The following is a 24,166-nucleotide window of genomic DNA, read 5'->3' on the forward strand; positions in this document are numbered from 1 at the left end:
AGTTTATCACCATGACACGAAATCAGAAAATATCAATATTTATCACAGGTTCCCTACTTTTAAGTTTAGGGGCCTGTGTTACCCAAAAATATGAGAGGCCTGCCGAACTAAAAACGGAAGGCTTGTATAGGGATGCGAATAGCTCCGACACCACCAGCATCGCAGATTTGCCAACCTCAACCTTGTTTACCGACCCTCAATTACAGGCTTTAATTAAAGAAGGCATTGAAAACAACCTTGACCTTAAAAGCGCCATCGAACGCATGAAGAGTGCCGAAGCAAATTTAAGGTTGAGTAAGGCGGCATTTTTGCCTAGCCTAAGTGCAGACCTCTCGGCTGCCGACAACAAGCAATCTAGAGCGGCGTTGAACTTTCCTCCAGGCATCAATATTAATACAGAAACCCAATTATATAGGGCACAATTAAGTGCTTCTTGGGAAATTGATGTATGGGGCAAATTAGGTAGTGCCAAAAGGTCGGCAGTAGCTTCTTTTTTACAAACTGATGCTGCAAAGCGTGCGGTGCAAACACAGCTAGTAAGTTCTATTGCCAACAATTACTATGCTTTATTAGCACTTGATCTGCAATTGAAAATCACCGAGCAAACTTTAGAGAGCCGCATCAAGAATGTGGAGGCCATTAAATCTTTAAAAGAAGCTGGTATTGTTAATGGCGCCGCAGTGGTACAAAGTGAGGCCAACAGATATGCTGCCGAGGTGACCATCCCTGATTTGAAAAGAAGCATTAGGGAAACCGAAAATGCCCTCAATGTTCTTTTGGGCAAAGGTCCAGGTGCGGTAAACAGAGGTACTTTAGAAGCACAACAAGACTATAAAGATTTAAAGGTAGGCATTCCATCTTTATTACTTAAAAACAGACCTGATGTGGAACAAGCAGAGTTTGCTTTTAAAGTGGCTTTTGAAAACACCAATTTGGCTAAAACTTATTTTTATCCGCAGTTAACTTTAACAGCTAATGGCGGTATTTCATCGTTAACCATAGAGAACCTTTTCACCAACTCTATCTTTTACAATTTTGCGGCAGGCTTAACGCAACCTATCTTTAACAGGGGCCAAAACAAAGCAAGATTAACTTCTGCAAAGGCAGCACAACAAGAATCTTTCTACACTTTCCAAAAGACGATGTTGACCGCAGGCTCGGAAGTTTCCAATGCGCTTTATGCCTATCAGGCAGCGGTAGAAAAAGAAACTTCTAGAGCAAAGCAAATTGCCTCATTGGAAAAAGCAGTGGATTATACCAAGGAATTGTTAAAATACAGTTCTGCAACCAACTATACCGATGTATTAACTTCGGAGCAAAGTTTGTTGGCGGCTCAATTGAGCGGCGTTAACGACAGGTTACAAAAGCTACAATCTATTGTGAATTTGTACCGTGCACTTGGTGGCGGCTGGAAAGAGTAAGCGCAAATACATCCTATTTTATAATTTAAAGTCCCGAACATTCGGGACTTTTTTGATTATATACGTTTCTCTAGGCACCACGTCATTTCGATTGAAGCGCAGCGTAATAGAGAAATCTTTGGATTTGCTAGACTTACATTCAGTCAGACTTACGAAGTTTTAAAAACTTCGTAAGTCTTTACGGGGTCTCGTCATTTCGACCGCAGCGAAGCGAGTGGAGAAATCTAAAAACTATATTATTACATTTTGATAGATTTAACTACGTTGATTTTCAATTCTCCTATCGTCGAAATGACATGTTGCAATTAAAAACCGGAGTTGGCTATGCCTAGAAATGACGGTTAAGACTACTCCCCTTCGGCCATAAAAGCGGCAATGGCAATTTTAATCTCGCCAAAATCATAAGTTTTGCCCACGTGGTCACGGATTTCGTTAAGTTTTACACTTTTTAAATCTCTAATGGCCTTCAATAAAACTTCTAATTTTTGTTTGGAAATCACTTTATCCGCACTGATTTCCTGCCTAACAATATAATGAGCCAAATGACCTTCGATAGTTCCTCGGGTCATTTTTCGTTGTAGCGCAATTTCAGTTGGCGTTTTACCTTCCTTAAATAAAGCCAAGGTTACCTCCTTCGTATCTACTTTTGGCTGCTTCTCTTTAACTGCTTTTTTCTTGCTGCGAGGTTTTTGTTCGTCTCCTACTCGTTCCAGCTCCTCTTTGTTAGGCAAACTATAGGTTTTGCGCATCTGCTCTTCCCGTTTGGCCAAGCCATATAACCCGTTTAGCTCTTCTTTTCCAATATCTTGATTGTTGGCTTTAGCCTTAAGCATGGCGTTTGCCCGCACTATTTTCTTAAACTGTTCATAAAACATCGCCTCCAAGTCAATCAGTTCGTACAAATATTCCTTGGTTTGCTTTTGCTCCTTTACAGTTTCTATGTGCGCAAAAATAGCATCGCTTTGCGAAACCAATATGGGGCAAAAATAATTGCCAGCTGCAGCGGCACGTGCAATCATGTGGTTTAAATCAGGTGTTTGCCCCAATTGTGCCCATTTATCAATCTGTTTCAGAAATTTATCGGCATGTACTTTAGCGGCCATCAGCTCTTGCTGCAATTTTACCGCCCAAGGTAAATGCGTTTGTTTGATGGAGCGTTTTTCATCCTTACTATAGCTGAACACGTGCTCATAAACAAAGTTATCCAACAGGGTAAAATCAAAAGCTTGTACCAGCAATTGTTTCAAAAACAGCTCCGCCTCTTTGGTAATTTGGCTCTGGAGGCTTTCCTGTTGGTCTTTAGTGCGGGAATAGTAGGCCACGTTCTGATCAGCCTTTAGGCCCCTGCTGTTGAGGTGGGAGGTCAGGATCAATCCGTCCAGGGAGCGCAGTCGCGATAGCGCTACGTAAATTTGCCCCGGGGCAAAAGCATCGCCAATATCAACAATGGCCCTGTCGAAAGTTAAACCTTGACTTTTATGTACGGTAATGGCCCAGGCAAGCTTTAAAGGGTATTGCGTAAAGGTTCCAATTTCCTCTTCTTCTATTTCGTTGGTATGCTTGTTGGTGGTGTATCTAATATTTTTCCAAACGTATTGCTCGATCATTATTGGATATTTGTTCCCCTCAGGAAGTACCTCAATGAAATCATTGCCTAGTTTGCTCACTACCGCAAGTTTTCCGTTAAAAAAACGTTGCTCGCCCTTTGGATCATTTTTAACGAACATCACCTGCGCACCTACTTTCAGTTCCAGCGTTTTTTCAATAGGATAAGCACTTTCTGCAAATTCCTTGTCAATAGTAGCTTTATAGAAATACGATTTGCCTTCCAGCTCGTTCAAACTGTTGCGGTTCATGGTATCGGCCTTGCTGTTATGGGTAGTAAGCGTAATGTAATTATCGTTTAGATCAGGCTTAAAATTGGCCCGATAATGCCGCTTTAGCAAAGCGATGTCCTGCTCGGTGGTGATATTATTGCGCAGGCTGTTCAGCAAATCCACAAAAACCTGGTCAGATTGTCGATAGATCTTTTCCAGCTCGATATAAATTGGTGGATTGGGCTTTAAACACAGTGCATCAAAGAAAAAAGGACTCTGGTAAAATTTGCTTAACAGCTCCTGTTCCTGATTTTTAACTACTGGTGGAAGTTGGTATAAATCGCCGATAAAAAGAACCTGAACCCCACCAAAGTGATGGTTGTTCTTCCTTACAAAGCGCAGCACAAAATCAATGGCATCCAACAAATCGGCACGCAACATGCTCACTTCATCAATCACCAAAAGCTCCATGTCCAACAAAATGCGCCGCTTGATGGCGTTCATGCTCAAATGCCTCACCAAACTTTTGGGCGTATTGTAGGGCACCCCCGACGGCAGATGCTGGCCAGGCACGATACGTGGCACAAAAGCTCCGAAAGGCAACTGAAAAAGCGAATGAATAGTTACCCCCGAAGCATTGATGGCTGCAATACCCGTGGGGGCTACAATTACCGCCCGTTTGTGCGTTTTGGCTATAATGTTCCTCAGGAATGTTGTTTTTCCGGTACCTGCTTTTCCCGTGAGAAAAATATGCCTAGAAGTATGGTTAATAAATCTAGCGGCAAGTTCGGCAGGTTGTTGTAGATGTTCGTTTGCTTCCAAATCAGTTCTTTTTTATCAATAGGTAGCCGTCAAAATTTAGCCAGTTGAAAATCCGCTCGTTCTTTTGGTAATTTCCACTGAGATTCCTGGCTACAAAAGTAAGATTATATTTTGGCGTTTGCTTTTTGAGCTGTAACAAAGCCGAAGGTACCGCAAAAGTTTCATGACCATGCTTTTCAAAGCCTTTCTGTTCATTTTTCATCAGCAAGTCCCTGGCCAGGCTATCCACATTAAACACTGCTGCCTCTAGCCCGTTAATTTTTACCAGCAACCGCTCAGCCTTCTTCCGGCGATGTTGCTTCCGCTCTTCCCTTTGCCCTTTTTCAAATTCAATTTTATCCCCATTGAAAACATTTGCCAACGCTGAATAGTCGTTCAAATCTATCAAGCCATCATATCCCCGTACGTCAATTACGCCGCTTGTGTTGGTAAAGGTTATATACTTTGCGAAAACCGAATTATCCATATCTTTCACTTTAAGAAGCGCAAATGCGGTATCAATTTCCTTGCTTTTTGCCTCATAGCTCATTAAGCTATTCTTCTTTGCATTGGCATATATCTTTTTTTCGATTTCAGTAAGGTTTGCAGCAGTAAAGCTCTGCAATGAGGCAAGGCCATGCCTATCCACCAAGTAACGCACAACTTCCGGAATCTCTTTCCTGCTTGGAGCATCTTTACTGGTCATCAATTTTTTAAGTCGGGCAGTTTGGGAATTTCTCGAAATCGAAAATGCACTTTGTGGTCCGTAAATAGCGAGTATCGCCAAAACAAATAAACTAATGGGTATAAGCTTGATGTTTTGTTTGTTGCTGAACAGAAAGTAGGCCGTAATACCGGTAAGCCAAGCGGCCAAAATGATTAAAATATATCTCGATTCTGTAATTCCATAATTACCTACCCGCTTAATTACGGCCAAAATTAGCAGTACAATTAAAGGGATCATCATCACATAAAAAAAACGGGAAAACAGTTTAATCCAACCGTTACCATCTTTTTCCTTAATTGGATAAACTAAAAGCAGCGACAAAACACCGAACACGGCATAACCTAGGATCAGTGTAGATACCAGGCCTTTAGGCAACTCCCAATTGATAGCTATCTTAATTTCGTACACCAATAATATGGCCAGGTAAATAGTCATCAACGGAATCAGTACATATTGGGTAAATATTTTTAATCCTTTTGGATAGCGCTGTTCTTCCGCTATTGATTGGAAGTTTGATGGTACTCCGGCCAAAAAGAAAATCGTTACAAAGCCGGTGCTCAGCGTAATAAAAAGTCTGAGATATACATCTGATTTAAAGGTCATATTAAACAGCCCATCAATTGCGAACAACGCAATGGCTAAGCCTGCAAAAAGCACTGCTGCATAAAAAGCAGATATCAGAATCCTCAAAAACAAGGTTTTGTTATATTGCCAAAAACCATTCAGGCTGCCCCGCTTGATGAAAGGGGCAAAAGCCACCAACAAATGGAAAGCGAAAGCAAAAAGAACAACCCTAAAAACGTCTATCAAATATTTGAAAGGATCTATCAGGAAGTATAGCGTGGTTAGCAATGCCAATGCCAACAGCCGCAGTAACCATTTGGACGTAGTGCTTAGGGAACTGCTCTCCGCATAAGTATCTGATGCCAATAACAAGGTTAGCCCCAAATTGCAAAGGAGCAATAACTTAACCAGGTGTTCGTTTGGTTCCATTTTTACCCCAGGCCCCACCAGATAGCACCACAGCCCGGTTGCCAGCAGGGCTATCAAAACTTGTAACGGGAAACGGGCAACAACCGTTTTAAGGTTTTGCCAAAGCATAATTACTGAAGGTAATTTCATGAGCTCAAGAATTTAAATAACTCACTCTAAGATAGCTAACTCCTGCAACTATCTTAAAAAATGTTAAAAATAGAGCTACAAGTTGTAAACTAATTTTTTAGTTTATATTTTAGCGCTACCAAACTATTAAGATGAAGAGAACGTTACTCCTATTAACGCTGGTACTGATTTTTTCCGTAGCTCGTTCCCAAACAAACTCCATTAAAGGTGTTGCAGCCGATCTTTCCTCCAATGCAAAGCTCCACAACGCAACCATTAGTGTTTTAAACGCAAAGGATTCAACCCTGTACAAGTTCACCAGAGCCAACGCAGAGGGCAATTTCAGTTTTCAGAACATGAAAAATGGGAATTTTATCCTACTGATTACCTACCCAGAATATGCTGATTTCGTAAATAAGTTCAGCTTAGATTCGACCCAAAAGTTTATCGACTTTAAGGTGATAGATATGAAAACCAAAGCCAAATTATTAAATGAGGTGATCATTAAAGGGCAGGCAGCCGCCATTAAGATTAAAGGCGATACCACGGAGTTTAATGCTTCGGCCTATAAGATACAGCCCAACGACCGCGTAGAGGATTTATTAAAAAAATTCCCCGGCGTAACGGTTGATGCCCAAGGCAAAATTACCGCCCAGGGCAAAACAGTGGAAAAGGTATTGGTGGATGGCGAGGAATTTTTTGGTGACGACCCTACTTTGGTGACCAAAAACCTACGGGCCGACATGGTAGATAAGGTACAGTTGTTTGAAAAATCAAGCGACCAAGCAGCTTTTACAGGCGTTGATGACGGCCAAAAGAAACAGACCCTAAACATTGTACTGAAAGAAGATAAAAAACAGGGCTACTTTGGTAAAATTGATGCAGGTTATGGTACTGATGATTTTTATCAGGTACAGGCCATGTTCAATAAATTCAAGAAAAAAGAGAAAATAGCTGGATACTTCACCTCTAGTAATACCGGAAAAACGGGATTGGGATGGGAAGATGCCAACAAATATGGCAGTACCGGCAACATGGAAATCACCGACGATGGAATGATATTTATGTCGAGCAGCGATGAACTTGATGGCGGCGGCAGATATTGGGGCGAGGGTATTCCTGTTGCCCACAACGGTGGTGTACACTATGAAAACAAGTGGAACAACGACAAGGAAAGCATCAATACCAACTATAAGGCGGGCTTCCTTAATGTGAAGATTGATAAACGCATTTTAGAACAAACCAACTTTTCTGACAGGATACTTAATACCAACACCCATACCCTTACAGACAATGATATGTTCAGGCAAAAAATTGATGCTACTTACAACATCAAGATAGATACAACTTCTAATTTAAAGGTGGTAATAGACGGCACTTTAAAAAACTCGCAAAGCGATGTAGTGACCAACGCCATTAGAAAGAGTGGAGAAAACATATCCGAATATAACTCCTTTAGGAATACCAGTAGCGACAGTAAACAACAACTATTTAACCTCAGTGCGTTTTACACCAAAAAACTAAAAAAAGCCGGACGTAATTATTCGATAAACTTAAGTCAGGCATACAACAAAACCAACTCCGATGGCTACTTGTATGCAGATAACGAACTTTTTAAAGACGGGGCATTTGAAAGACGGGAAATTACAGATCAATTCAAAGACAACAATATTATAACCAATAGACTGTCGTCGAACTTTACCTATAATGAGCCGCTTAGTAAGTTTTTTACGTTGATTGCCAACTACGGGCTAACATACACCATGAACAATGCCGACAGGAGAACCTACGACATTTCACCTACAGGTGCGTACGACAGGCTGAACACAACCTTTAGTAATGATTTTGAAGCCGACCAGCTAATTAATCAAGTTGGGGCCATTTTCAACTATAAAAAAGGAAAAACGGTCATCAACTTTGGAACCAAAACCAGTTTTGTAAATTTTGATCAAAAAGAGGTTCTCAGCAACCAAAGTTTCAAACGAAATTTCATCAACTGGATCCCACAAGCTTCTTATCAGTATAAATTCTCTGCACAAAAATCTATCAGTATAAATTATAACGGGACAACCACTCAACCAACAGTTACCCAGTTGCAACCAGTGCGAACCAATGATGACCCTCAAAACGAATATCAAGGAAATGACCAATTAGGCCCGTCTTACACCAATAGGATCAGCTTCAGGTATAACACCTATAAAATCATTACCAACCAAAACTTTTATGTAAGCGGTGGTTTTAATTTTACAAGTAATCAGATTGTAAACAATAACACTACCATAGGCAACAAAACAGTTTTTACAGCGGTAAACTTAGATGGCAAGCTTCCTTATAACTATTATGCTTATACGGGATTTTCGAGGAAATTATCGTTCTTGGGCGATATAAACGCTGGCTTGAACCTAAACTTAAGTGGCTCGGCGCAATACAACTATGCAAACAATGTGCTGAATAAAACCAACAGCGTTTCGGCCAGTCCCGCCATTAACCTGAGCAAATACAACGATAAAAATAGCTTTTACCTCTCTTTTGGCCCAAGTTACAATTCACAAGTATCTTCTTTAGCATCGCAACAATCGAACAAAGGCTGGGGCTACAACGGATATATGGATTTGAATTTGAAACTTCCAAAGAAAATAACTTTGGCCTCTAGCTCAGAATACACCTATCAGCCGAGTTCTGACTCCTTCAACAATAGCTTTGACCGTTTGGTGATCAACGGCTCGCTTACCAAGGCATTTTTTAAGCAGGAAAGTTTAAAAGTGATGCTCAGTGCAAATGATATTTTAAACCAAAATGTTGGTTTCAGAAGATTTGCGGCATTAAACTCGATTACCCAAACCAGCTACAACAATATCGGTAGATATTTTATGTTCTCCTTGATATGGGATTTTAATAAAATGGGTGGAGCTCCAAAAACAAACTAATTAACCTACAGACACATGAAAATGCTAAAATATATCCTTGCCGCTTCCCTTACCTTTTTTGCGCTAAGCGGCAGCGCACAACATGCCCGTTTTGTTACGCAGGGCACTATTGAATATGAAAAACGTGTAAACGCCTATGCTTTGATCAAGCAACAGCTTAAATCATGGGGAGAAGACAACAGTTTCAGCACCCAGGCACTGGAAAGCTACCAAAAGAACAATCCGCAGTTTAAAGTGCAAAAAAGCAAGCTGTTGTTTAATCATCAAACTACTGCATTTTTGCCTATCGAAGAAAATACACCCGTATCTAACAACTGGTTCGCAAACATGATCGAATTTCAGCAGGCTAACAGTATTTTAAGTGATTTGAATGCAGGCACCAGCAAAACACAAAAAAAGATCTATGAGGAAACTTATCTGTTGAGCGACAGCATCCGAAAAATCAACTGGAAAATTACCGACGAATTTAGGAACATTGCTGGCTATAATTGCCGCAGGGCAAATGCGCTTGTGATGGATTCGGTATATGTAGTGGCATTTTACAGTGAAGAAATAGCCGTTAGCGGCGGGCCAGAATCGTTTAGCGGTTTACCGGGAATGATTTTGGGATTGGCGCTGCCGCATGATCATGTAACCTGGTTTGCCACTTCGGTGTCTGACGAGTCAGTAAGCCCTGACAAGATAAAAATACCTACCAAAGGCAAGCCCGTTAACCAAAAACAGTTATACGATATTTTGAAGGGGGCATTAAAGAGTTGGGGAAAATCAGCCTATCAAACCTTTAAATGGGCAATGATGTAGAGATTACCGAATGGCTTAAACTAAAAAATCGGTTAACTGTTCACAAGCAACGGTTAACCGATTTTTTTTTTGCTGTACGTTTAACTAAAGCAAGCAGCCAAGTACATCCCCAACCGTGGTATACGATTAGTTTACCACCAATTTATAGCCTTTACCATGAACATTGATAATTTCTACCTTTGGGTCTTCTCTCAGATATTTGCGTAGCTTACTTAGGAAAACATCCATGCTACGCCCATTGAAATAGTTATCATCATGCCAAATACTAAGGAGCGCTTCTTCCCGGGTAAGTACGCCATTTTTCTTCAGGCATAACAAACGCAGTAGCTCGGCTTCCTTGGTAGATAATTTTTGCTGTCCGCCATTAAAATGTATAATCTGGGTGGTATAGTCAAATCGATAATTACCAATCTCAAACTGGCTGGGCACTTCTTCCTGCACCTGATTTTGAACGGCAGACGCACGTTTCAACAGTGCATTGATCCGAAGCAAGAGTTCCTCTATCCTAAAAGGCTTGGTAATGTAATCATCACCGCCCAAGTCATAGGCCAGTGATTTGTCTTCCATCATGGATTTGGCCGTTGCAAAAATAATAGGCACATGCTCATTTATCTTTCTAATTTCTTTGCCCAGGGTAAAGCCATCTTTTTTGGGCATCATTACATCGAGTATACAAAGATCAAAGCTATCTTTTGCAAACGCCTTCATCCCCTCCTCTCCATCTGTGCAAAGCACCACTTCAAAATTAGCTTTAATTTGCAGGTAGTCCTGCAATAGTAATCCAAGGTTTGGGTCGTCCTCAACCAAAAGTATCTTCTTCATATCAATTGTTTAATTTAAATGGCAAATGAATGGTAAATGTAGTCCCTTTATCTTTTTCGCTGCTTACCTTGATATCGCCATTCATTTGTGCTATAATATCGTTCACATAGCTTAAGCCCAATCCAAAACCCTTTACATCATGTAAATTGCCTGTAGGTACTCTGTAAAACTGATCAAAGATACGTTTGGTCTGCTCTTTGGTCATTCCAATGCCTGCGTCGCTTATTTCTATATCAATGCCATTGCCGTGGTTTTTGGTTTTAATGGCAATTTTTGGGTTTAACGGGCTGTATTTATTCGCATTGTCAATCAGGTTATATATAACATTGGACAAATGCAATTCGTCACCAATCAATACATCATTCTCTGCATCCAAGGCCAAAGTAACTTCGGCATCCTTTTTCTGCAACTGAAGGCTCATACTATCAACCACCAAAGAGATCAGTTCATTAACGGCTACCGGTTGGCGTTCCAATTTCAGCTCTTTCTTTTCCAATTTCGCCACGTTCAACACCCGTTCAATATGGTTGCCCAGCCGTACGTTCTCGTCGTAAATGATACCTGCCAATCTGTTGATCCTAGCCTTATCCGCATTCAAATCAGGATCTTTTAACGCTTCGCTGGCAATCATAATGGTAGCCACAGGAGTTTTAAACTCGTGGGTCATGTTATTGATAAAATCAGTTTTCATTTCGGTAAGCTTTTTCTGCCGGATGATCGCGTAAATGGTATAGGCAAAAATGAAAACCAATACCAGCAATAAGCCCACCGAAGAAATGAGCGTCACAAACATGTTGCTAAATATCAGGGAGTTTTTATTGGGAAAACTCACATACAACATTCCGGGGTCCTTGATCATTAAATCATTGCTGAAAATGATTTTACTAAAGGTATTTTTGGGCAGCACTTCTCCCGCTTGCAATGCCACATTGCGATAAATAACCTTACCTGTATTTTTGGATGGCGTAACCCAATAATGGTAATCCAGGTCGATATTTTTGCTCAACAGTTCGCGTTTTATAAGGGTATCCAAAATTTCCTGGCTTGGTATTCGCTGCTCCAGGGGAATATCCTTGTTGGCCATTTCCTTAGCCACATCCTGCACCAAACTTACGTTGCCTGCGTTCAATAATGCTACCGTATCAGCATACAGTTTTTCCAATTCAACCTTATATTTATAGGTAGCTTTGGCGTCCTCCAACTTGAATTTGGTCTTAAGTTCAGGATCAACGCTTGGGAAAGAAATAAACTGTGGGATGCCGGTCATTGGATGGAAAGCCAAATACCTGATAGTGTCCGGCAGTTTGTTAGGGTTAATTACCGCTCGCTTTCTAAAAAATGAAGGCGTAACACTACGGCTTAGCAATATCCCATTAGGCCCCTTTATATCGTTCACATTTAGCCTTAAAGTATTCTTATCGTTTGGATTAGGGTTCGAAAGATTAGCATAATCTTCTTCTGTGATGATTACCGGCGAAGTAAAGTTATCCCTGATCAAGCTATCCTGCAAGCCAATGTAGTCGAAAATCTGTTGCCGCTGTTTTATCTTCCTAACAACCTCACTCTCCTTAAAGCGCACTTTAAAGGCTACAATACTATCCGTTTGCATCCTGATGTTCTTGCTTTTTTGCTCCTGAAATTCTACATCTTTCCTATTGATATGCCCAATAACATTTTTCTTCTGTATCTTATTCACCACCGTGCTCAACGCTTGGTTTACATCTTGTTCAAAAAGCTGCGATTTAAGGTTATAAGACTCCCTGATGTAATACATTTGCATTACAAAAACTCCCAACAACGCAAAGGTCATTAGTGCGGTAATTATCCAAAGGCTCCTCTTTTTCATGCCGTTTCAATCCAAAGTTAACGAACACTTTAGGAAACACAACTACCCTTTAACACTTTTTAACAGTACAATTAGCCTGTGTAAAAGCTCATTTTCAGTGATTAACGGTTTCAAAACGCCAGTTGAACTTACGAAACGCCAACCTGTGACACAACTTTAAGTGCTAAAACGGCATTAAAAAAGCCACTTGGTTATTCCAAGCGGCTTCCTAATTATCATTGTTTTCTTAAAAAGCGATACTAAAAAGGCAAGTCATCATCTTCGCCGGCGGTAGTATTTACATCAACTGGGGCGGCATATTGCGGCGCAGCACCCGCTGCCGGAGCAGTGCCTGTTAAGGCGGTTAAACGCCACACCACCAAGCTGTTAAAGTAAGAAGTAACGCCTTCTTTATTAGTCCACGGACGACCACGCAAATTAAATGAAACTTCAATTTCATCTCCAGGTTTTAGGCTATCAAACAAAGCTGTTTTATCTTGTAAAGCCTCAAATCTAATATACTCAGGATAAGTCGGATTTTCTGCGTATTCTACAATTAAATCACGTTTTTTAAACGTTTCGCTCACCTGCTGTATGGCACCAATTTCATGTACCTTCCCTTTAATTTCCATATCAATACTAATATATTTCTCTTCCATCCAAATCTCTATATTTTTATTGATAACTTCGCAAATCATATGACACAAGTTTTCCACACCAAGAGCAAGGTAATTATCACCTGCAACAAAAGACTATCGTCCTACCTCCAAACGGAAGTTGAGGAACTGGGGTATACCATCGAGAGAGCCTTCCCTACTGGCGTTGAACTTAACATTACCCTCAATGAGTGCATAAAACTTAACCTCAATCTTCGCTGCGCAAGTCAAATATTGTACAGTCTAAAAAATTTCGAGGCAAAAAATCCTGAGCAACTTTACCAAACATTAGTAGAGATTGCCTGGGAAGAACTGATCGATTTTTCGGGTTATTTCTCGGTAACCTCAAATGTTGATAATCCTTACATCACTACGTCGCTTTTTGCAAACCTGAAAGTGAAAGATGCTATTGTTGACCGCATTAAAGCCAAAAAGGGCATTCGCCCGAATAGTGGTGCCGATGCCAATAAAGCAGTGGTTCATTTGTACTGGAAAGACCAAGAGGCTACCATATTTATCGATACCAGTGGTGAAACGCTGAGCAAGCATGGCTATAGGAAAATCCCCGGAAAGGCCCCTATGCTGGAAGCTTTGGCCACCAGCGTGGTAATGGCTACCAAATGGGACCGGAAATCTCCTTTCATTAATCCAATGTGCGGTTCAGGAACGCTGGCCATTGAAGCGGCATTGCTAGCCACCAACCGCCGCCCCGGTTTATATCGAATGAACTATGGTTTTATGCACATTATGGGCTATGATGAAGAAATCTTTTTTCAGGAAAGAAGGAACTTGAAGGACCAGGTAATCAAAAATGTAGGCCTACAGATCATCGCTTCTGATCTTTCTGAGGATGCGGTAGAGGTAAGCAAAAAAAATGCAAAAACCGCAGGCGTTGACCAACTGATCCAGTTTGAGGTAGGCGATTTTGCCGAAACATCTGTGCCGGAAAGCGGCAAAGGTGTAGTTGTTTTTAATCCGGAATATGGCGAAAGATTAGGAACGCACAGCAAACTGGAACTTACCTACAAGCGCATGGGCGATTTTATGAAAACTAACTGTAAGGGCTATTACGGCTATATTTTCACCGGAAATCCTGATCTGGCCAAAAAAATTGGCCTCAAGGCCGATAGGAAGATAGAATTTTATAATGGGAAATTAGATTGCAGGATGTTGGAATACGAGCTATACGACGGCAGCAAGCGACCTGAAAACGAGCGCCCAAAAAGACAAAACTAGCCAACTCATTATACTCAAAAAAGTTGTAAACAGATGATTATTAGGACTTAAGCTTGCAATTTAAAAATTATTTGCATAGTTTTAGCCCAACTAACTATCTGCCCCATGATTGAAAAATACAAAAAGGAGATGCATCGCATCGCCAAAAGAATCAGAAAAGTTCGCGAGTACAAAAAAATGTCGCAACAAGACCTAGCTTCCAAAATCGGAATTTCCCAAAACGCCTACAGCAAAATTGAATTGGGATATAGTAAAATCAGCCTAGATCGACTTTTCCTCATTGCCAAATTGCTTGATGTAGACACCGTAGAACTATTAAGATCTAAACGTAGTTACTATTACTAGCAATTTGCTGAAACAAAAAGAACTGCTCAATGTGATATTGAGCAGTTCTTTTTGTTTAAAAGACAGCCCTTTACCATTATGTGATTTTTTTTCACAGATTTAACCCCAAAAAGCTAAAACCTTTCTGTTACTTTAGCACATATGCAAAAGATTTTAAACCTCACCATCGACTTTGTTAAGAATACCCTTGCCGATGCCGAAGCAGGCCATGATTGGTTTCACATTGAACGTGTTTACAAAACTGCAAAACACATTAACGATACGGAGAAGGCAGATGAATTGATTGTTTCGCTAGCGGCACTTTTACACGACATTGCGGACAGTAAATTTAATGGTGGAGACGAAGAAATTGGTCCCCAAAAAGCTGGCGATTTCTTAGCCAGCATTGGCCTGGAGGCCAAAATCATCGAAGAAGTAAAGTTGATTATTAAAAACCTTTCTTTTAAGGCAAGTTTTGGCGAAATTACCTACTTCTCTAAAGAACTAGACGTGGTGCAAGATGCCGACAGGCTAGATGCCATTGGCGCCATTGGTATAGCCAGGGCATTTACCTATGGTGGTTTTAAAAACAGGGTATTGTACAATCCCGAAATCAAACCCAACCTACAAATGAATAAGGAGCAATACAAAAATACAACCTCTCCAACGATCAACCATTTTTATGAAAAGCTCCTTTTGCTGAAAGATTTGATGAAGACGAAAACGGGCAAAGCAATGGCAGAACAAAGGCACCAGTTTATGGTTGCCTACCTAGAACAGTTTTATGCGGAATGGGAAGGTAAAAAATAACTAAAAATATTAGCTATTTTGCTATATTTGTTAGTAAAATAGCTGACCATGTCTGAAAGGTTAATCCAAAAACTCAATATACTCGCCGACGCCGCAAAGTATGATGTGTCTTGTTCATCAAGCGGCAGCGACCGAAAAAACACCAACAAAGGCCTTGGCAACGGGCACCAATCAGGCATTTGCCACACTTATACCGAAGACGGGCGCTGTGTATCTCTGCTAAAAATACTCCTTACCAATCATTGTATATTCGATTGCGCCTATTGCGTTTCAAGACGCAGCAATGATATTGAACGTGCGGCTTTTACCGTAGACGAAGTGGTAGAGTTGACCATGAATTTCTATCGCAGAAATTACATTGAAGGGTTATTTTTAAGCTCGGGGATTTTCAAAAGTGCCGATTTTACGATGGAGCGATTGCTCAGGGCAGTAAAAAAATTAAGGCTTGAGGAAAATTACAATGGCTACATCCATTTAAAAACCATCCCGGGAGCGAGTGATGAGCTAATTACCGAAGCCGGGCTTTATGTAGACCGTATGAGCATTAACCTCGAAATGCCTACTGAAGCTGGACTGAAACTTTTGGCCCCCGAAAAAAGCCACCAAGACGTGATTAAGCCCCTAGGTTTTGTCAAAAATCAAATTGTCCAGTTTAAAGAGGAAAAGAAATTGATCAAGAGCGTGCCCAAATTTGTTCCTGCTGGACAAAGCACTCAAATGGTGGTGGGCGCTACTCCAGAAACGGATAAGGATATCATGTACACCGCTGCCAGTTTTTACAAGAGTTTTTCCTTAAAACGGGTTTATTATTCTGGCTATATCCCTATTAGCAATGATAGCAGAATGCCGATTTTGGGCACTCAACCACCATTACTACGTGAAAATAGGCTATACCAAACAGATTGGCTGATGCGTTTTTATGGTTTTGATGTGAAAGAGCTGCTCAATGATAACAATCCGCATTTAGATACAGACATTGATCCTAAATTAAGTTGGGCCTTACGAAACATGCACTTGTTCCCTATCGACATTAATACCGCCGACTACCAACTGATTTTACGTATTCCAGGCATAGGTATAGGCTCAGCACAAAAAATTATCCAAGCTCGCAAATTTGGAAAACTGTATGTCCATCAGCTAAAGAAAATCGGCATTGCCTACAACAGGGCTAAGCATTTTATCACCTGCGCCGATACTCCCTTTCAATTGAAGGATTTTCAATCGCACCAAATCAAAGGGTTTATTTTAGCCGAAAGCCAAAGCAAATATCTAAAGACCCCTCACGAGCAACTTTTGCTTTTTTAAGGCTTTTTCAACATTAAGGCATTAAACTTTTGTAAGGCCAGCCTTAGTGATCTTAATTTCTTAATGGTTTATAATGATGATTTACATTTTTGATGGGACTTTAGAAGGCTTACTCACTGCGGTATTCGAATGGTTTGAGAGAAAACCTGGAGTGGCAACCCTCAAATCCAAGGGAACACATCAGCCAGATGCGTTTATGCCCAGCTTTGAGGTGCAATCCGATAGGGAAAAAGCAGACCGAGTATGGCGGGGCCTGGCCCAAAAACTGGATAGGGCTTGGATGCGCAGGGCTTATTGCGCTTATCTTTCCGAGCTGCCTCAAATCCATCACGATCTTTTTCAGTTCATCATCTACATTTTCCAAAATCCCCATGGTGCAGCACAAAATTATGGACATCCGCAGGTATTGAGCATTACGCAAACCGCCAGAAAGGTTGAGCGGGAAAAACATAGGATGGAGGCATTTATCCGTTTTCAGAAAACTGCTGATGGAATATTTTATTGCGGCATAGACCCCGACTTTAACGTAATTCCTTTATTGGTTAATCATTTTAAAAACCGTTACGCCGATCAGCAATGGATCATTTACGATTTGAAAAGACACTATGGCCTTTTTTACGATCTCCAAACGGTGGAAGAAATTGAAATGGGCACAGACATTAGCCTCCTGAAAAAAACGAGCCAAAACCTGCTGGATGAAAAGGAAAATTTATACGCAGATTTATGGAAAAATTATTTCAAAAGCACCAATATCGTAGCCCGAAAAAACACCAAGCTACATACCCAACATGTCCCCAAACGGTATTGGAAATACTTGACAGAAAAATTATAGCCAGCGTGTTAACATTATCTTAACTTATTAGCTGTAATTTAGCTACATGAAATTTAGTGTACTGGTTTTAATTACAGCTTTGGCCGTGGGCTTGTCTATCGGTTTAGTGAACTACCATTTTCAGGGAAGCTGGTACTACCTGCTGATTTCGTTCGGAATTTCCTTCGGAACCAGTTTTTTGGTTTTCTACTATTTGCTCGAAAAATACATCTACAGCAAAATCAAGCTTATCTATAAGTTAATCCACAACCTAAAACTGGGGAAAGATTTAAAAGAGGCCCTTGGAGAGTATGTAAGTTCCGACCCTATCAACGATGTACAACAAGAAGTAGAGGAATGGGCAGGCGCCAAAAAGAAAGAAATTGAGTTGCTAAAAAAGCAGGAACAATTCAGAAGAGAGTTCTTGTCCAATGTATCTCACGAGTTTAAAACGCCACTATTTGCCATACAGGGCTACATCGAGACCTTACAGGACTGCATTTCTGATGATCCGGAAATGGCGATGAAGTTTTTGAAGAAAGCCGAAAACAATATTGAGCGTTTAAGCTACCTGATTAAAGACTTAGATTCTATCTCCAAATTAGAAACGGGAGAAATCCCAATTGACTACGTCCGCTTTGATATTGTTCCCTTGATTAAGGAAGTACTTGATATTTTAGAAGACAAGGCAGCCGATAATAAAACCAAATTCATCTTTAAGGACAAATACACCAATCCTACCATGGTGTATGCCGATAGGGAGAAAATTAGGCAGGTGTTAATTAACCTTATTCAAAACTCCATTAAATATGGCAAAGAAAGTGGTTCTACGTCCGTAAAAATTTTCGAGCTACATGATCAATATTTAATAGAAGTAACCGATGATGGAATGGGCATTGAAGAAAAGCATTTGCCACGCCTATTTGAACGTTTTTACAGAATCGACTCCCACCGCTCTAGAAAAGAAGGCGGAACGGGTTTGGGCTTGGCTATCGTAAAACACATCTTGGAGGCCCACCAACAAACCATTTCAGTACGTAGTACGCCCAACATTGGAACTACTTTTGCCTTCACGCTCCATAAAAGCAATGAACCTTTGTTGGGTTACGGTAAAAAATAATGCAGGTACATTCCCCGTTTCTAGGCAGCAGAAGGCATTTTACTAGCTAACAATCTATTATCGCTTAACCATCAAGTAAAATTGTAGCTATAGTTAACATTAACTTAACATTGCGGTTTTACTTTTGCATCATATTTAAATACGAGTATGAGCAATATATTTAGCTTCTTTACCCCTAAAGACAAAAAATTCCAGCCTTTATTTGAACAAGCAGGCAGTAACGTTAGGAAAATTGCAGAAGCACTTTTGCAGGTAGTAACCGCAGACCATCTTGAAAAAAGAAAGGAAGCCATTAAAGAGGTGGAGCGTTTAGAGCACGTAGGTGACGACATTACGCACACCATCTTTATTGAGTTGAGCAAAAATTTCATCACGCCTTTTGATAGAGAAGACATTCACTCATTGGCGAGTGCCATTGATGATATTGCGGACTACATCCACGCATCGGCGGGAAACATTGAACTTTACAATGTCCAAAATATTGGTGAGCCAATGGTTAAACTAGCTGAATTGCTTGTTGAAATGTGCACCGACCTTGAAAAGGCCATCAAAGAATTGAGAAGCTTTAAAAATATCAGAGTTATTGCTGATGCCTGCGTAAGAATCAACAGTGCAGAAAACCAAGCTGACTATACCTGCAACTTGGCCATTGCTCGTCTGTTTGAGTTTGAAACCAATGCTATTGAGCTGATAAGACAAAAAGAGGTGCTGCAAACCCTTGAAATTGCTACCGATAAATGTGAAGATGCGGCCAACGTGCTAGAATCTATCTTGGTTAAAAACGCATAACATCATCATGACGATACTTTTAACAATTATTGTTTTAGCCCTCATCTTCGATTACATCAATGGTTTTCATGATGCGGCTAATGCAATTGCAACCATCGTAGCCACCAAGGTGCTTACACCTTTCCAGGCGGTGGTATGGGCTGCTTTTTTCAACTTTTTGGCTTATTGGGTATTTGGTTTTGGCGTTGCCGATACTGTTGCCAAAACGGCCAATACCATGGAAATTAACCTGACCGTAATTTTGGCGGGCGTAATTGCCGCGATCATCTGGAACTTATTAACCTGGTGGTTCGGTATCCCTTCCAGTTCCTCGCACACTTTAATAGGGGGCTTTGCGGGTGCAGCCATTGCTCATGCCGGCTTAGACGTTGTAAACTGGTATAAAGAGGGAAAAGCAGGAGAATTACCAACGGGAGTACTTGTAATTATAGGCTTTATTGTACTGGCACCTTTAATTGGAGCCATTGTTTCCTACTGTATTTCGGTTTGGCTGCTACACTCGGCTAAAAAAAGCATTGGGCCAAAGCTATTTACTTTGGCGCTAATGATCGGCACCATTGTTTTTGTGTACTTTCAAATGATCCCTTATGATAAGATACACAAGCCTCGTTTTGAATCCCATTTTTGGAGCGTAGCTTTCGAGGCCCATAACATCAAATGGTTTTTAGTAGCATTTATTGTGCTCACCATCAGCTCTTTCTGCTTAATATTCAGCTTTTTAAGCCACCACCAATCTACCAAATGGTTAAAAAAAATGCAGCTTTTATCATCTGCGGCCTTCAGTTTGGGCCACGGTGGTAACGACTCTCAAAAGGTAATGGGAATTATTGCCGCCGCAGTAGTGGTGTACATCCACCAAACGGGAGCCGGCTTAAGCGATATGCCAGAGTGGCTACAAGTGGTGTTGCCTTCTAAAGATGCCATGGGCGATGACATTCCGGGCCATATGCCAGCATGGATTCCGCTAGCTTGTTATAGTGCTATTGCTGTGGGAACATTAAGCGGGGGCTGGAAAATCGTGAAAACCATGGGGTCTAAAATCACCAAAGTTACCCCATTTGAAGGCGTAACGGCCGAAACCGCTGGTGCATTAACCTTATATTTCACGGAGCATTTAAAGGTTCCGGTAAGTACTACCCACACTATTACCGGCTCCATCATTGGTTCTGGTTTAACCAAAGGTACATCTGCAGTAAAATGGGGAGTTACCGTGAAATTAGTTTGGGCATGGGTATTAACCATTCCAGTGTCGGCAGCTTTGGCAGCAATTATCTACTACATTTTAAGTCTGTTTATCTAACAGCATACGACGATATAAAAAAGGCGGCTATTGGATAGCCGCCTTTTTCTTTTTACACATCACGTCATTGCGAGGCACGAAGCAATCCTAAAGCGATAGTTGTAAGATTGCTTCGTGCCTCGCAATGACGAAAACAGTTTAAACGGCACTCAACAAAAACTCGTCGATTGCTTCAACGGCATGCCTAAAACGCTCCTCTCCCATGCCAGATACCACCGTGTATTTAGCCCTTAAAGCCTCAAGTTCTTTGTGCCAAACTTCCATAAAATGCTCCCGCTGATTTGGAAAATCTCTCAAGGGATCATCTTGCCAAGGTAAGTCAATATCTAATAAAACATAAAAATCGTAAGGACGATCTTGGAGCGCATCTAATACTATTTGCGGTGTGTGGCCAAAAAAAGCATCACTCCAAATCTTCACCGTTAAAAAGGTTGTATCACAGATCACAAAATCTGTTTCCGTCATTGCCAAAACAGATTCTTCCAGGGCCAGCTGTCCGTGAAACATATTTACTTCATCTTGCAATGTACAGGGCTCCGTTAACGCTTCACAATAATAGCGTGCGTACTCCGGCACCCATGGCACTTGGTAATATTTGGCCAATTGCATAGAAATGGTAGACTTCCCTGTACTTTCGGGGCCAACAATGGCTACTTTTTTAATTTGCTTGTTCACGATAAGTCTTTCTCCAATCTAAATACCCGTTTAAAGCGATCATTACTAAAATGGCATATAGCACAGCATACAGATTTAGCTCTTTATAAATTAACAAGGGCACGTAACAAATATCAACCACAATCCACAATATCCAATTTTCCAAGATTTTGCGAGTAAGCATGATTTGGGCTACAAAACTCATGGCCGTACAAAAACCATCTTCATAAGGGACATTTGTGGGCGTAAAACGATCTAGGAAATAGCCCAACATGGCCGTTAAAGCTGCTATAGCCAAAATGGCATAAATCCAATGCTCAAGCCCAATGCTTACCACCGGTTTTGTATCCTCTTTTTTCTTCTTCAACCAAAACCACCAGCCATAAAACGCTGTGAAAAGAAAGTAAAACTGTAAGGCAAAGTCACCAAACAAATGGCTTTCGAAAAAAAGTATTGCACTAATCACAATACTTAGGATAGAGACTGGCCAATTCCATATATTTTCCTTGGCTGCTAAGTATATACAAGCAATGGTACTTATAAAGCCCAACCATTCGAGCCATGAGGTGTGTTGAAATTGCTGAAGTAATTGCTGCCAAAAACCGGCCTCGAGGATTAACATTGATCAAATATAGACTGTATTTTTCTTTTAGCCACAGATACACAGATTTTTTCTTGCACATTCTGGCTGGCCTAATCACCTCAGTTGATTATATCTGTCAAAATATCCCGTAAAACTGATGCTGAAATAAATTTGCGTTGCAGCTACTTTGTGGCCAGCATAACGAACTGCCCATTTGACGCCACCCTGACCTGTAGCGAAGCGGAAAGCGATGCAATAAACCGAGCCTTAGCGAGCTCACCGAAGGTAATTTATTTCAGGGGCAGCAAAACAACATTGAGTTCATTCCACTAAAATCAACTAAATAATAATCGAATTGAAGTGAACAAATACCCGTATCAATTATCAGAGAGAAGAATGCTGTATATCTCTGGCTAACCAAAAGGTCTATAAAAAAGAATTCCGGTAGGGAACAACCCCTACCGGAAAATAAACCAAACAAACTATTTATGAAGAATACCCTCTTGCGAGGATGCTTTAGATCAAATTTTCAATTTCAAATGTTGTCTCTATCATCAATCTGTTTCAACAACAATTATAAAACTCCATTTGTTTCCTTTTATTACAACATTTTTGCCAATCTTTAAAAATTGCCTATTTCATGACGCTAACATGACCTTCAGGCAAGGCACATGGTGTTTAAAGCACACTATCGCATTTTTTATTTTTTTAAAATATTAAAAAGATCAGTTTTCGGCGGCTGACGTTTTTACATTGTCTATTTTTCATGACCTGACACATAGCCCTATAAAACAGACAGTGTAGCATAAAACATACAGCGCTATACCACTATTTTACTGCCACACGCCAAATAATGCCACTTACATCATCAGCCACCAGAAGCGCTCCATCGGGAGTAACCGCTACACCTACCGGCCGGCCGTAAACCTCACTTTTGTTGGCATCGGCAATAAAACCAGTTAAAAAGTCCTGCGGGCGCCCAGTTGGTTTGCCATCTTTAAATGGTACAAATGCAACCTTATATCCGCTAAATTGCGAACGGTTCCACGAGCCATGCTGGCCAATAAATGCACCTCCCTGATATTTCATGGGAAATTTATTGTTGGTATAAAACACCAAACCCAGCGAGGCCGTATGCGAGCCTACGGCAACATCGGGCGCAATGGTTTTCTTAACCAATTCAGGATTGGCGCCCTTTAACCTGGGATCTTCATGTTGACCAAAATACGCATAGGGCCAGCCATAAAATGCTCCTTGTTTTACACTGGTGATATAATCAGGCACCAAATCGTCGCCCAAACCATCGCGTTCATTAACGGCAGTCCACAACATATTGGTGGTAGGTGCCCAATCCATGCCTACAGGATTACGCAAGCCACTGGCAAAAATACGTTCACCCGTACCGTCAGGATTTACCTCCAAAATGGCAGCTCTTCTTACTTCGTGCTCCATCCCGTTTTCGCCCACGTTGCTACCAGATCCAACGGAAACATAGATTTTGCTCTTATCCTTGCTTACTAAAAGATTTCTTGTCCAGTGATTATTATAACCACCCGCAGGTAGGCTTACGATCTTTTTACCGGCATCGGCAATTTTGGTATCACCTGCCTTATAGGGGAACATCCACAAACCATCAGTATTGGCTACGTAAAAAGCATCTCCAACGAATGCCATGCCGTATGGCTGGTTTAATCCAGATAAAAATGTGGTCCTAACCTCAGGAACCCCATCTTGGTTGCTATCTCTAAATAGCAGGATAGTATTTACACTCTTCCCAGAAACCTCAGATTTAGCCTTTCCCGAGATTTTATTGACCACCTGTTCTGCTACGCTGCGCTCAGAATTGGACAAAGCCACCAAGATATCTCCATTAGGTGCAATTACAATATTTCTCGGGCTTTTCATCTGATCAGCAAATTTAGTGACTACAAAACCTTCAGGTGCCTGCGGAGTTTTATTGGCAGGCCAGCCAATTACTTTGCTGAAATTATTTTTTGATGCAGTAGTATCCGGAGCGGGAAGTTTCAGGGTATCCACATCTGTTTCCGCGGGTACGGTATCGGCCGTTTCAGCCTTTTGATTTGAACTGTTACAAGCTACAAGTAGGAAGGCAGGAAAGATTAAAATGGGCAGGAATTTTCTCATATCATTATTTTTAGCACTGTCTATTTAAACAGTTGAGTTGTAAAGTTGTTTCGGTAAGCAGCTAACAACGCCAGAAAAGCAGACCCGATTACCAATGCCCTGTATCAAAACACTTAAAACCTTAGCCATACCGCTAACTTACCTGTAATTAACATTAAAAAACCCGTTATAAAATGGCCTGATTTGTATCA

19 protein-coding genes are annotated in these 24,166 nt (G+C 40.9%); 11 read left to right on the forward strand and 8 right to left on the reverse strand.

Annotation, left to right across the window (positions count from 1 at the left end; translation table 11 throughout):
• Positions 1-11 precede the first annotated feature (11 nt).
• Complete coding sequence (locus tag DUT71_RS16770) at positions 12-1,421, forward strand: efflux transporter outer membrane subunit (protein WP_113663700.1); 1,410 nt, start codon at positions 12-14, stop codon at positions 1,419-1,421.
• Positions 1,422-1,768: 347 nt separating this feature from the next.
• Here DUT71_RS16770 and DUT71_RS20575 read toward each other — a convergent pair whose 3' ends face one another.
• The gene (locus DUT71_RS20575; protein ID WP_113663701.1) at positions 1,769-4,060 is read right to left on the reverse strand and encodes a helix-turn-helix domain-containing protein; all 2,292 of its coding nucleotides are present in this window, start codon (positions 4,058-4,060) and stop codon (positions 1,769-1,771) included.
• Position 4,061: 1 nt separating this feature from the next.
• Positions 4,062-5,888, reverse strand: coding sequence for a DUF4153 domain-containing protein (locus DUT71_RS16780; RefSeq protein ID WP_113663702.1), 1,827 nt, complete (start codon positions 5,886-5,888; stop codon positions 4,062-4,064).
• 131 nt (positions 5,889-6,019) lie between these two features.
• On the opposite strand from DUT71_RS16780, the gene DUT71_RS16785 reads away from it, so the two are divergent.
• Positions 6,020-8,794, forward strand: a complete 2,775-nt coding sequence (locus DUT71_RS16785) for an outer membrane beta-barrel protein (RefSeq protein WP_113663703.1) — start codon at positions 6,020-6,022, stop codon at positions 8,792-8,794.
• Between the two features lie 15 nt (positions 8,795-8,809).
• The gene (locus tag DUT71_RS16790; protein WP_240186970.1) at positions 8,810-9,595 is read left to right on the forward strand and encodes a GLPGLI family protein; all 786 of its coding nucleotides are present in this window, start codon (positions 8,810-8,812) and stop codon (positions 9,593-9,595) included.
• A 126-nt stretch (positions 9,596-9,721) separates the two neighbouring features.
• On the opposite strand, the gene DUT71_RS16795 is transcribed toward DUT71_RS16790, so the two are convergent.
• The 3 genes from DUT71_RS16795 to DUT71_RS16805 all read right to left on the reverse strand — a co-directional run bounded on the left by DUT71_RS16795 (position 9,722) and on the right by DUT71_RS16805 (position 12,874).
• A complete protein-coding gene (locus DUT71_RS16795; protein WP_113663704.1) occupies positions 9,722-10,417 on the reverse strand; it encodes a response regulator transcription factor in 696 nt (231 codons plus the stop codon).
• Position 10,418: 1 nt separating this feature from the next.
• Entirely contained in the window at positions 10,419-12,263 is a 1,845-nt protein-coding gene (locus tag DUT71_RS16800) for a sensor histidine kinase (protein WP_113663705.1), read from the reverse strand.
• 239 nt (positions 12,264-12,502) lie between these two features.
• Positions 12,503-12,874: a DUF3127 domain-containing protein gene (locus DUT71_RS16805; RefSeq protein ID WP_113663755.1), complete on the reverse strand. Its 372-nt coding sequence runs from the start codon at positions 12,872-12,874 to the stop codon at positions 12,503-12,505.
• Between the two features lie 66 nt (positions 12,875-12,940).
• Here DUT71_RS16805 and DUT71_RS16810 point away from each other — a divergent pair, with 66 nt between their 5' ends.
• The 8 genes from DUT71_RS16810 to DUT71_RS16845 all read left to right on the forward strand — a co-directional run bounded on the left by DUT71_RS16810 (position 12,941) and on the right by DUT71_RS16845 (position 20,593).
• Positions 12,941-14,134 (forward strand): THUMP domain-containing class I SAM-dependent RNA methyltransferase, encoded by a 1,194-nt coding sequence (locus DUT71_RS16810; RefSeq protein WP_113663706.1) that lies wholly within the window; start codon positions 12,941-12,943, stop codon positions 14,132-14,134.
• Between the two features lie 105 nt (positions 14,135-14,239).
• Positions 14,240-14,479: a helix-turn-helix domain-containing protein gene (locus tag DUT71_RS16815; protein WP_113663707.1), complete on the forward strand. Its 240-nt coding sequence runs from the start codon at positions 14,240-14,242 to the stop codon at positions 14,477-14,479.
• A 141-nt stretch (positions 14,480-14,620) separates the two neighbouring features.
• The gene (locus tag DUT71_RS16820; RefSeq protein WP_113663708.1) at positions 14,621-15,268 is read left to right on the forward strand and encodes an HD domain-containing protein; all 648 of its coding nucleotides are present in this window, start codon (positions 14,621-14,623) and stop codon (positions 15,266-15,268) included.
• 48 nt (positions 15,269-15,316) lie between these two features.
• On the forward strand, positions 15,317-16,573 hold the full coding sequence (locus DUT71_RS16825; RefSeq protein WP_113663709.1) for a putative DNA modification/repair radical SAM protein: 1,257 nt from the start codon (positions 15,317-15,319) through the stop codon (positions 16,571-16,573).
• A gap of 73 nt (positions 16,574-16,646) precedes the next feature.
• Positions 16,647-17,405 (forward strand): TIGR03915 family putative DNA repair protein, encoded by a 759-nt coding sequence (locus DUT71_RS16830; protein ID WP_113663710.1) that lies wholly within the window; start codon positions 16,647-16,649, stop codon positions 17,403-17,405.
• Between the two features lie 46 nt (positions 17,406-17,451).
• A complete protein-coding gene (locus tag DUT71_RS16835) occupies positions 17,452-18,504 on the forward strand; it encodes a sensor histidine kinase (RefSeq protein WP_113663711.1) in 1,053 nt (350 codons plus the stop codon).
• Positions 18,505-18,651: 147 nt separating this feature from the next.
• Positions 18,652-19,293 (forward strand): DUF47 domain-containing protein, encoded by a 642-nt coding sequence (locus DUT71_RS16840; RefSeq protein WP_113663712.1) that lies wholly within the window; start codon positions 18,652-18,654, stop codon positions 19,291-19,293.
• Between the two features lie 7 nt (positions 19,294-19,300).
• Positions 19,301-20,593: an inorganic phosphate transporter gene (locus DUT71_RS16845; RefSeq protein ID WP_113663713.1), complete on the forward strand. Its 1,293-nt coding sequence runs from the start codon at positions 19,301-19,303 to the stop codon at positions 20,591-20,593.
• Positions 20,594-20,731: 138 nt separating this feature from the next.
• Here DUT71_RS16845 and DUT71_RS16850 read toward each other — a convergent pair whose 3' ends face one another.
• The 3 genes from DUT71_RS16850 to DUT71_RS16860 form a co-directional block, all read right to left on the reverse strand.
• Complete coding sequence (locus DUT71_RS16850; protein WP_113663714.1) at positions 20,732-21,268, reverse strand: AAA family ATPase; 537 nt, start codon at positions 21,266-21,268, stop codon at positions 20,732-20,734.
• Positions 21,252-21,869, reverse strand: a complete 618-nt coding sequence (gene pnuC, locus DUT71_RS16855; RefSeq protein ID WP_113663715.1) for a nicotinamide riboside transporter PnuC — start codon at positions 21,867-21,869, stop codon at positions 21,252-21,254. Before pnuC ends, DUT71_RS16850 begins: the two co-directional genes overlap by 17 nt.
• A gap of 789 nt (positions 21,870-22,658) precedes the next feature.
• Positions 22,659-23,975: a PQQ-dependent sugar dehydrogenase gene (locus tag DUT71_RS16860; protein WP_113663716.1), complete on the reverse strand. Its 1,317-nt coding sequence runs from the start codon at positions 23,973-23,975 to the stop codon at positions 22,659-22,661.
• Positions 23,976-24,166 lie beyond the last annotated feature (191 nt).

The organism is Pedobacter nanyangensis (genome assembly GCF_003313505.1).
GTDB classification, from domain to species: Bacteria; Bacteroidota; Bacteroidia; order Sphingobacteriales; family Sphingobacteriaceae; genus Pedobacter; species Pedobacter nanyangensis.

Coding starts and splice junctions, on each gene's coding strand:
- DUT71_RS16815 (WP_113663707.1), top strand. CDS start 14,240: ATGATTGAAAAATACAAAAAGGAGATGCATCGCATCGCCAAAAGAATC.
- DUT71_RS16770 (WP_113663700.1), top strand. CDS start 12: ATGACACGAAATCAGAAAATATCAATATTTATCACAGGTTCCCTACTT.
- DUT71_RS16785 (WP_113663703.1), top strand. CDS start 6,020: ATGAAGAGAACGTTACTCCTATTAACGCTGGTACTGATTTTTTCCGTA.
- DUT71_RS16825 (WP_113663709.1), top strand. CDS start 15,317: ATGTCTGAAAGGTTAATCCAAAAACTCAATATACTCGCCGACGCCGCA.
- DUT71_RS16790 (WP_240186970.1), top strand. CDS start 8,810: ATGAAAATGCTAAAATATATCCTTGCCGCTTCCCTTACCTTTTTTGCG.
- DUT71_RS16840 (WP_113663712.1), top strand. CDS start 18,652: ATGAGCAATATATTTAGCTTCTTTACCCCTAAAGACAAAAAATTCCAG.
- DUT71_RS16805 (WP_113663755.1), bottom strand. CDS start 12,874: ATGGAAATTAAAGGGAAGGTACATGAAATTGGTGCCATACAGCAGGTG.
- DUT71_RS16780 (WP_113663702.1), bottom strand. CDS start 5,888: ATGAAATTACCTTCAGTAATTATGCTTTGGCAAAACCTTAAAACGGTT.
- DUT71_RS16830 (WP_113663710.1), top strand. CDS start 16,647: ATGATGATTTACATTTTTGATGGGACTTTAGAAGGCTTACTCACTGCG.
- DUT71_RS16845 (WP_113663713.1), top strand. CDS start 19,301: ATGACGATACTTTTAACAATTATTGTTTTAGCCCTCATCTTCGATTAC.
- DUT71_RS16795 (WP_113663704.1), bottom strand. CDS start 10,417: ATGAAGAAGATACTTTTGGTTGAGGACGACCCAAACCTTGGATTACTA.
- DUT71_RS16810 (WP_113663706.1), top strand. CDS start 12,941: ATGACACAAGTTTTCCACACCAAGAGCAAGGTAATTATCACCTGCAAC.
- DUT71_RS16820 (WP_113663708.1), top strand. CDS start 14,621: ATGCAAAAGATTTTAAACCTCACCATCGACTTTGTTAAGAATACCCTT.
- DUT71_RS16800 (WP_113663705.1), bottom strand. CDS start 12,263: ATGAAAAAGAGGAGCCTTTGGATAATTACCGCACTAATGACCTTTGCG.
- pnuC (WP_113663715.1), bottom strand. CDS start 21,869: ATGTTAATCCTCGAGGCCGGTTTTTGGCAGCAATTACTTCAGCAATTT.
- DUT71_RS16860 (WP_113663716.1), bottom strand. CDS start 23,975: ATGAGAAAATTCCTGCCCATTTTAATCTTTCCTGCCTTCCTACTTGTA.
- DUT71_RS16835 (WP_113663711.1), top strand. CDS start 17,452: ATGAAATTTAGTGTACTGGTTTTAATTACAGCTTTGGCCGTGGGCTTG.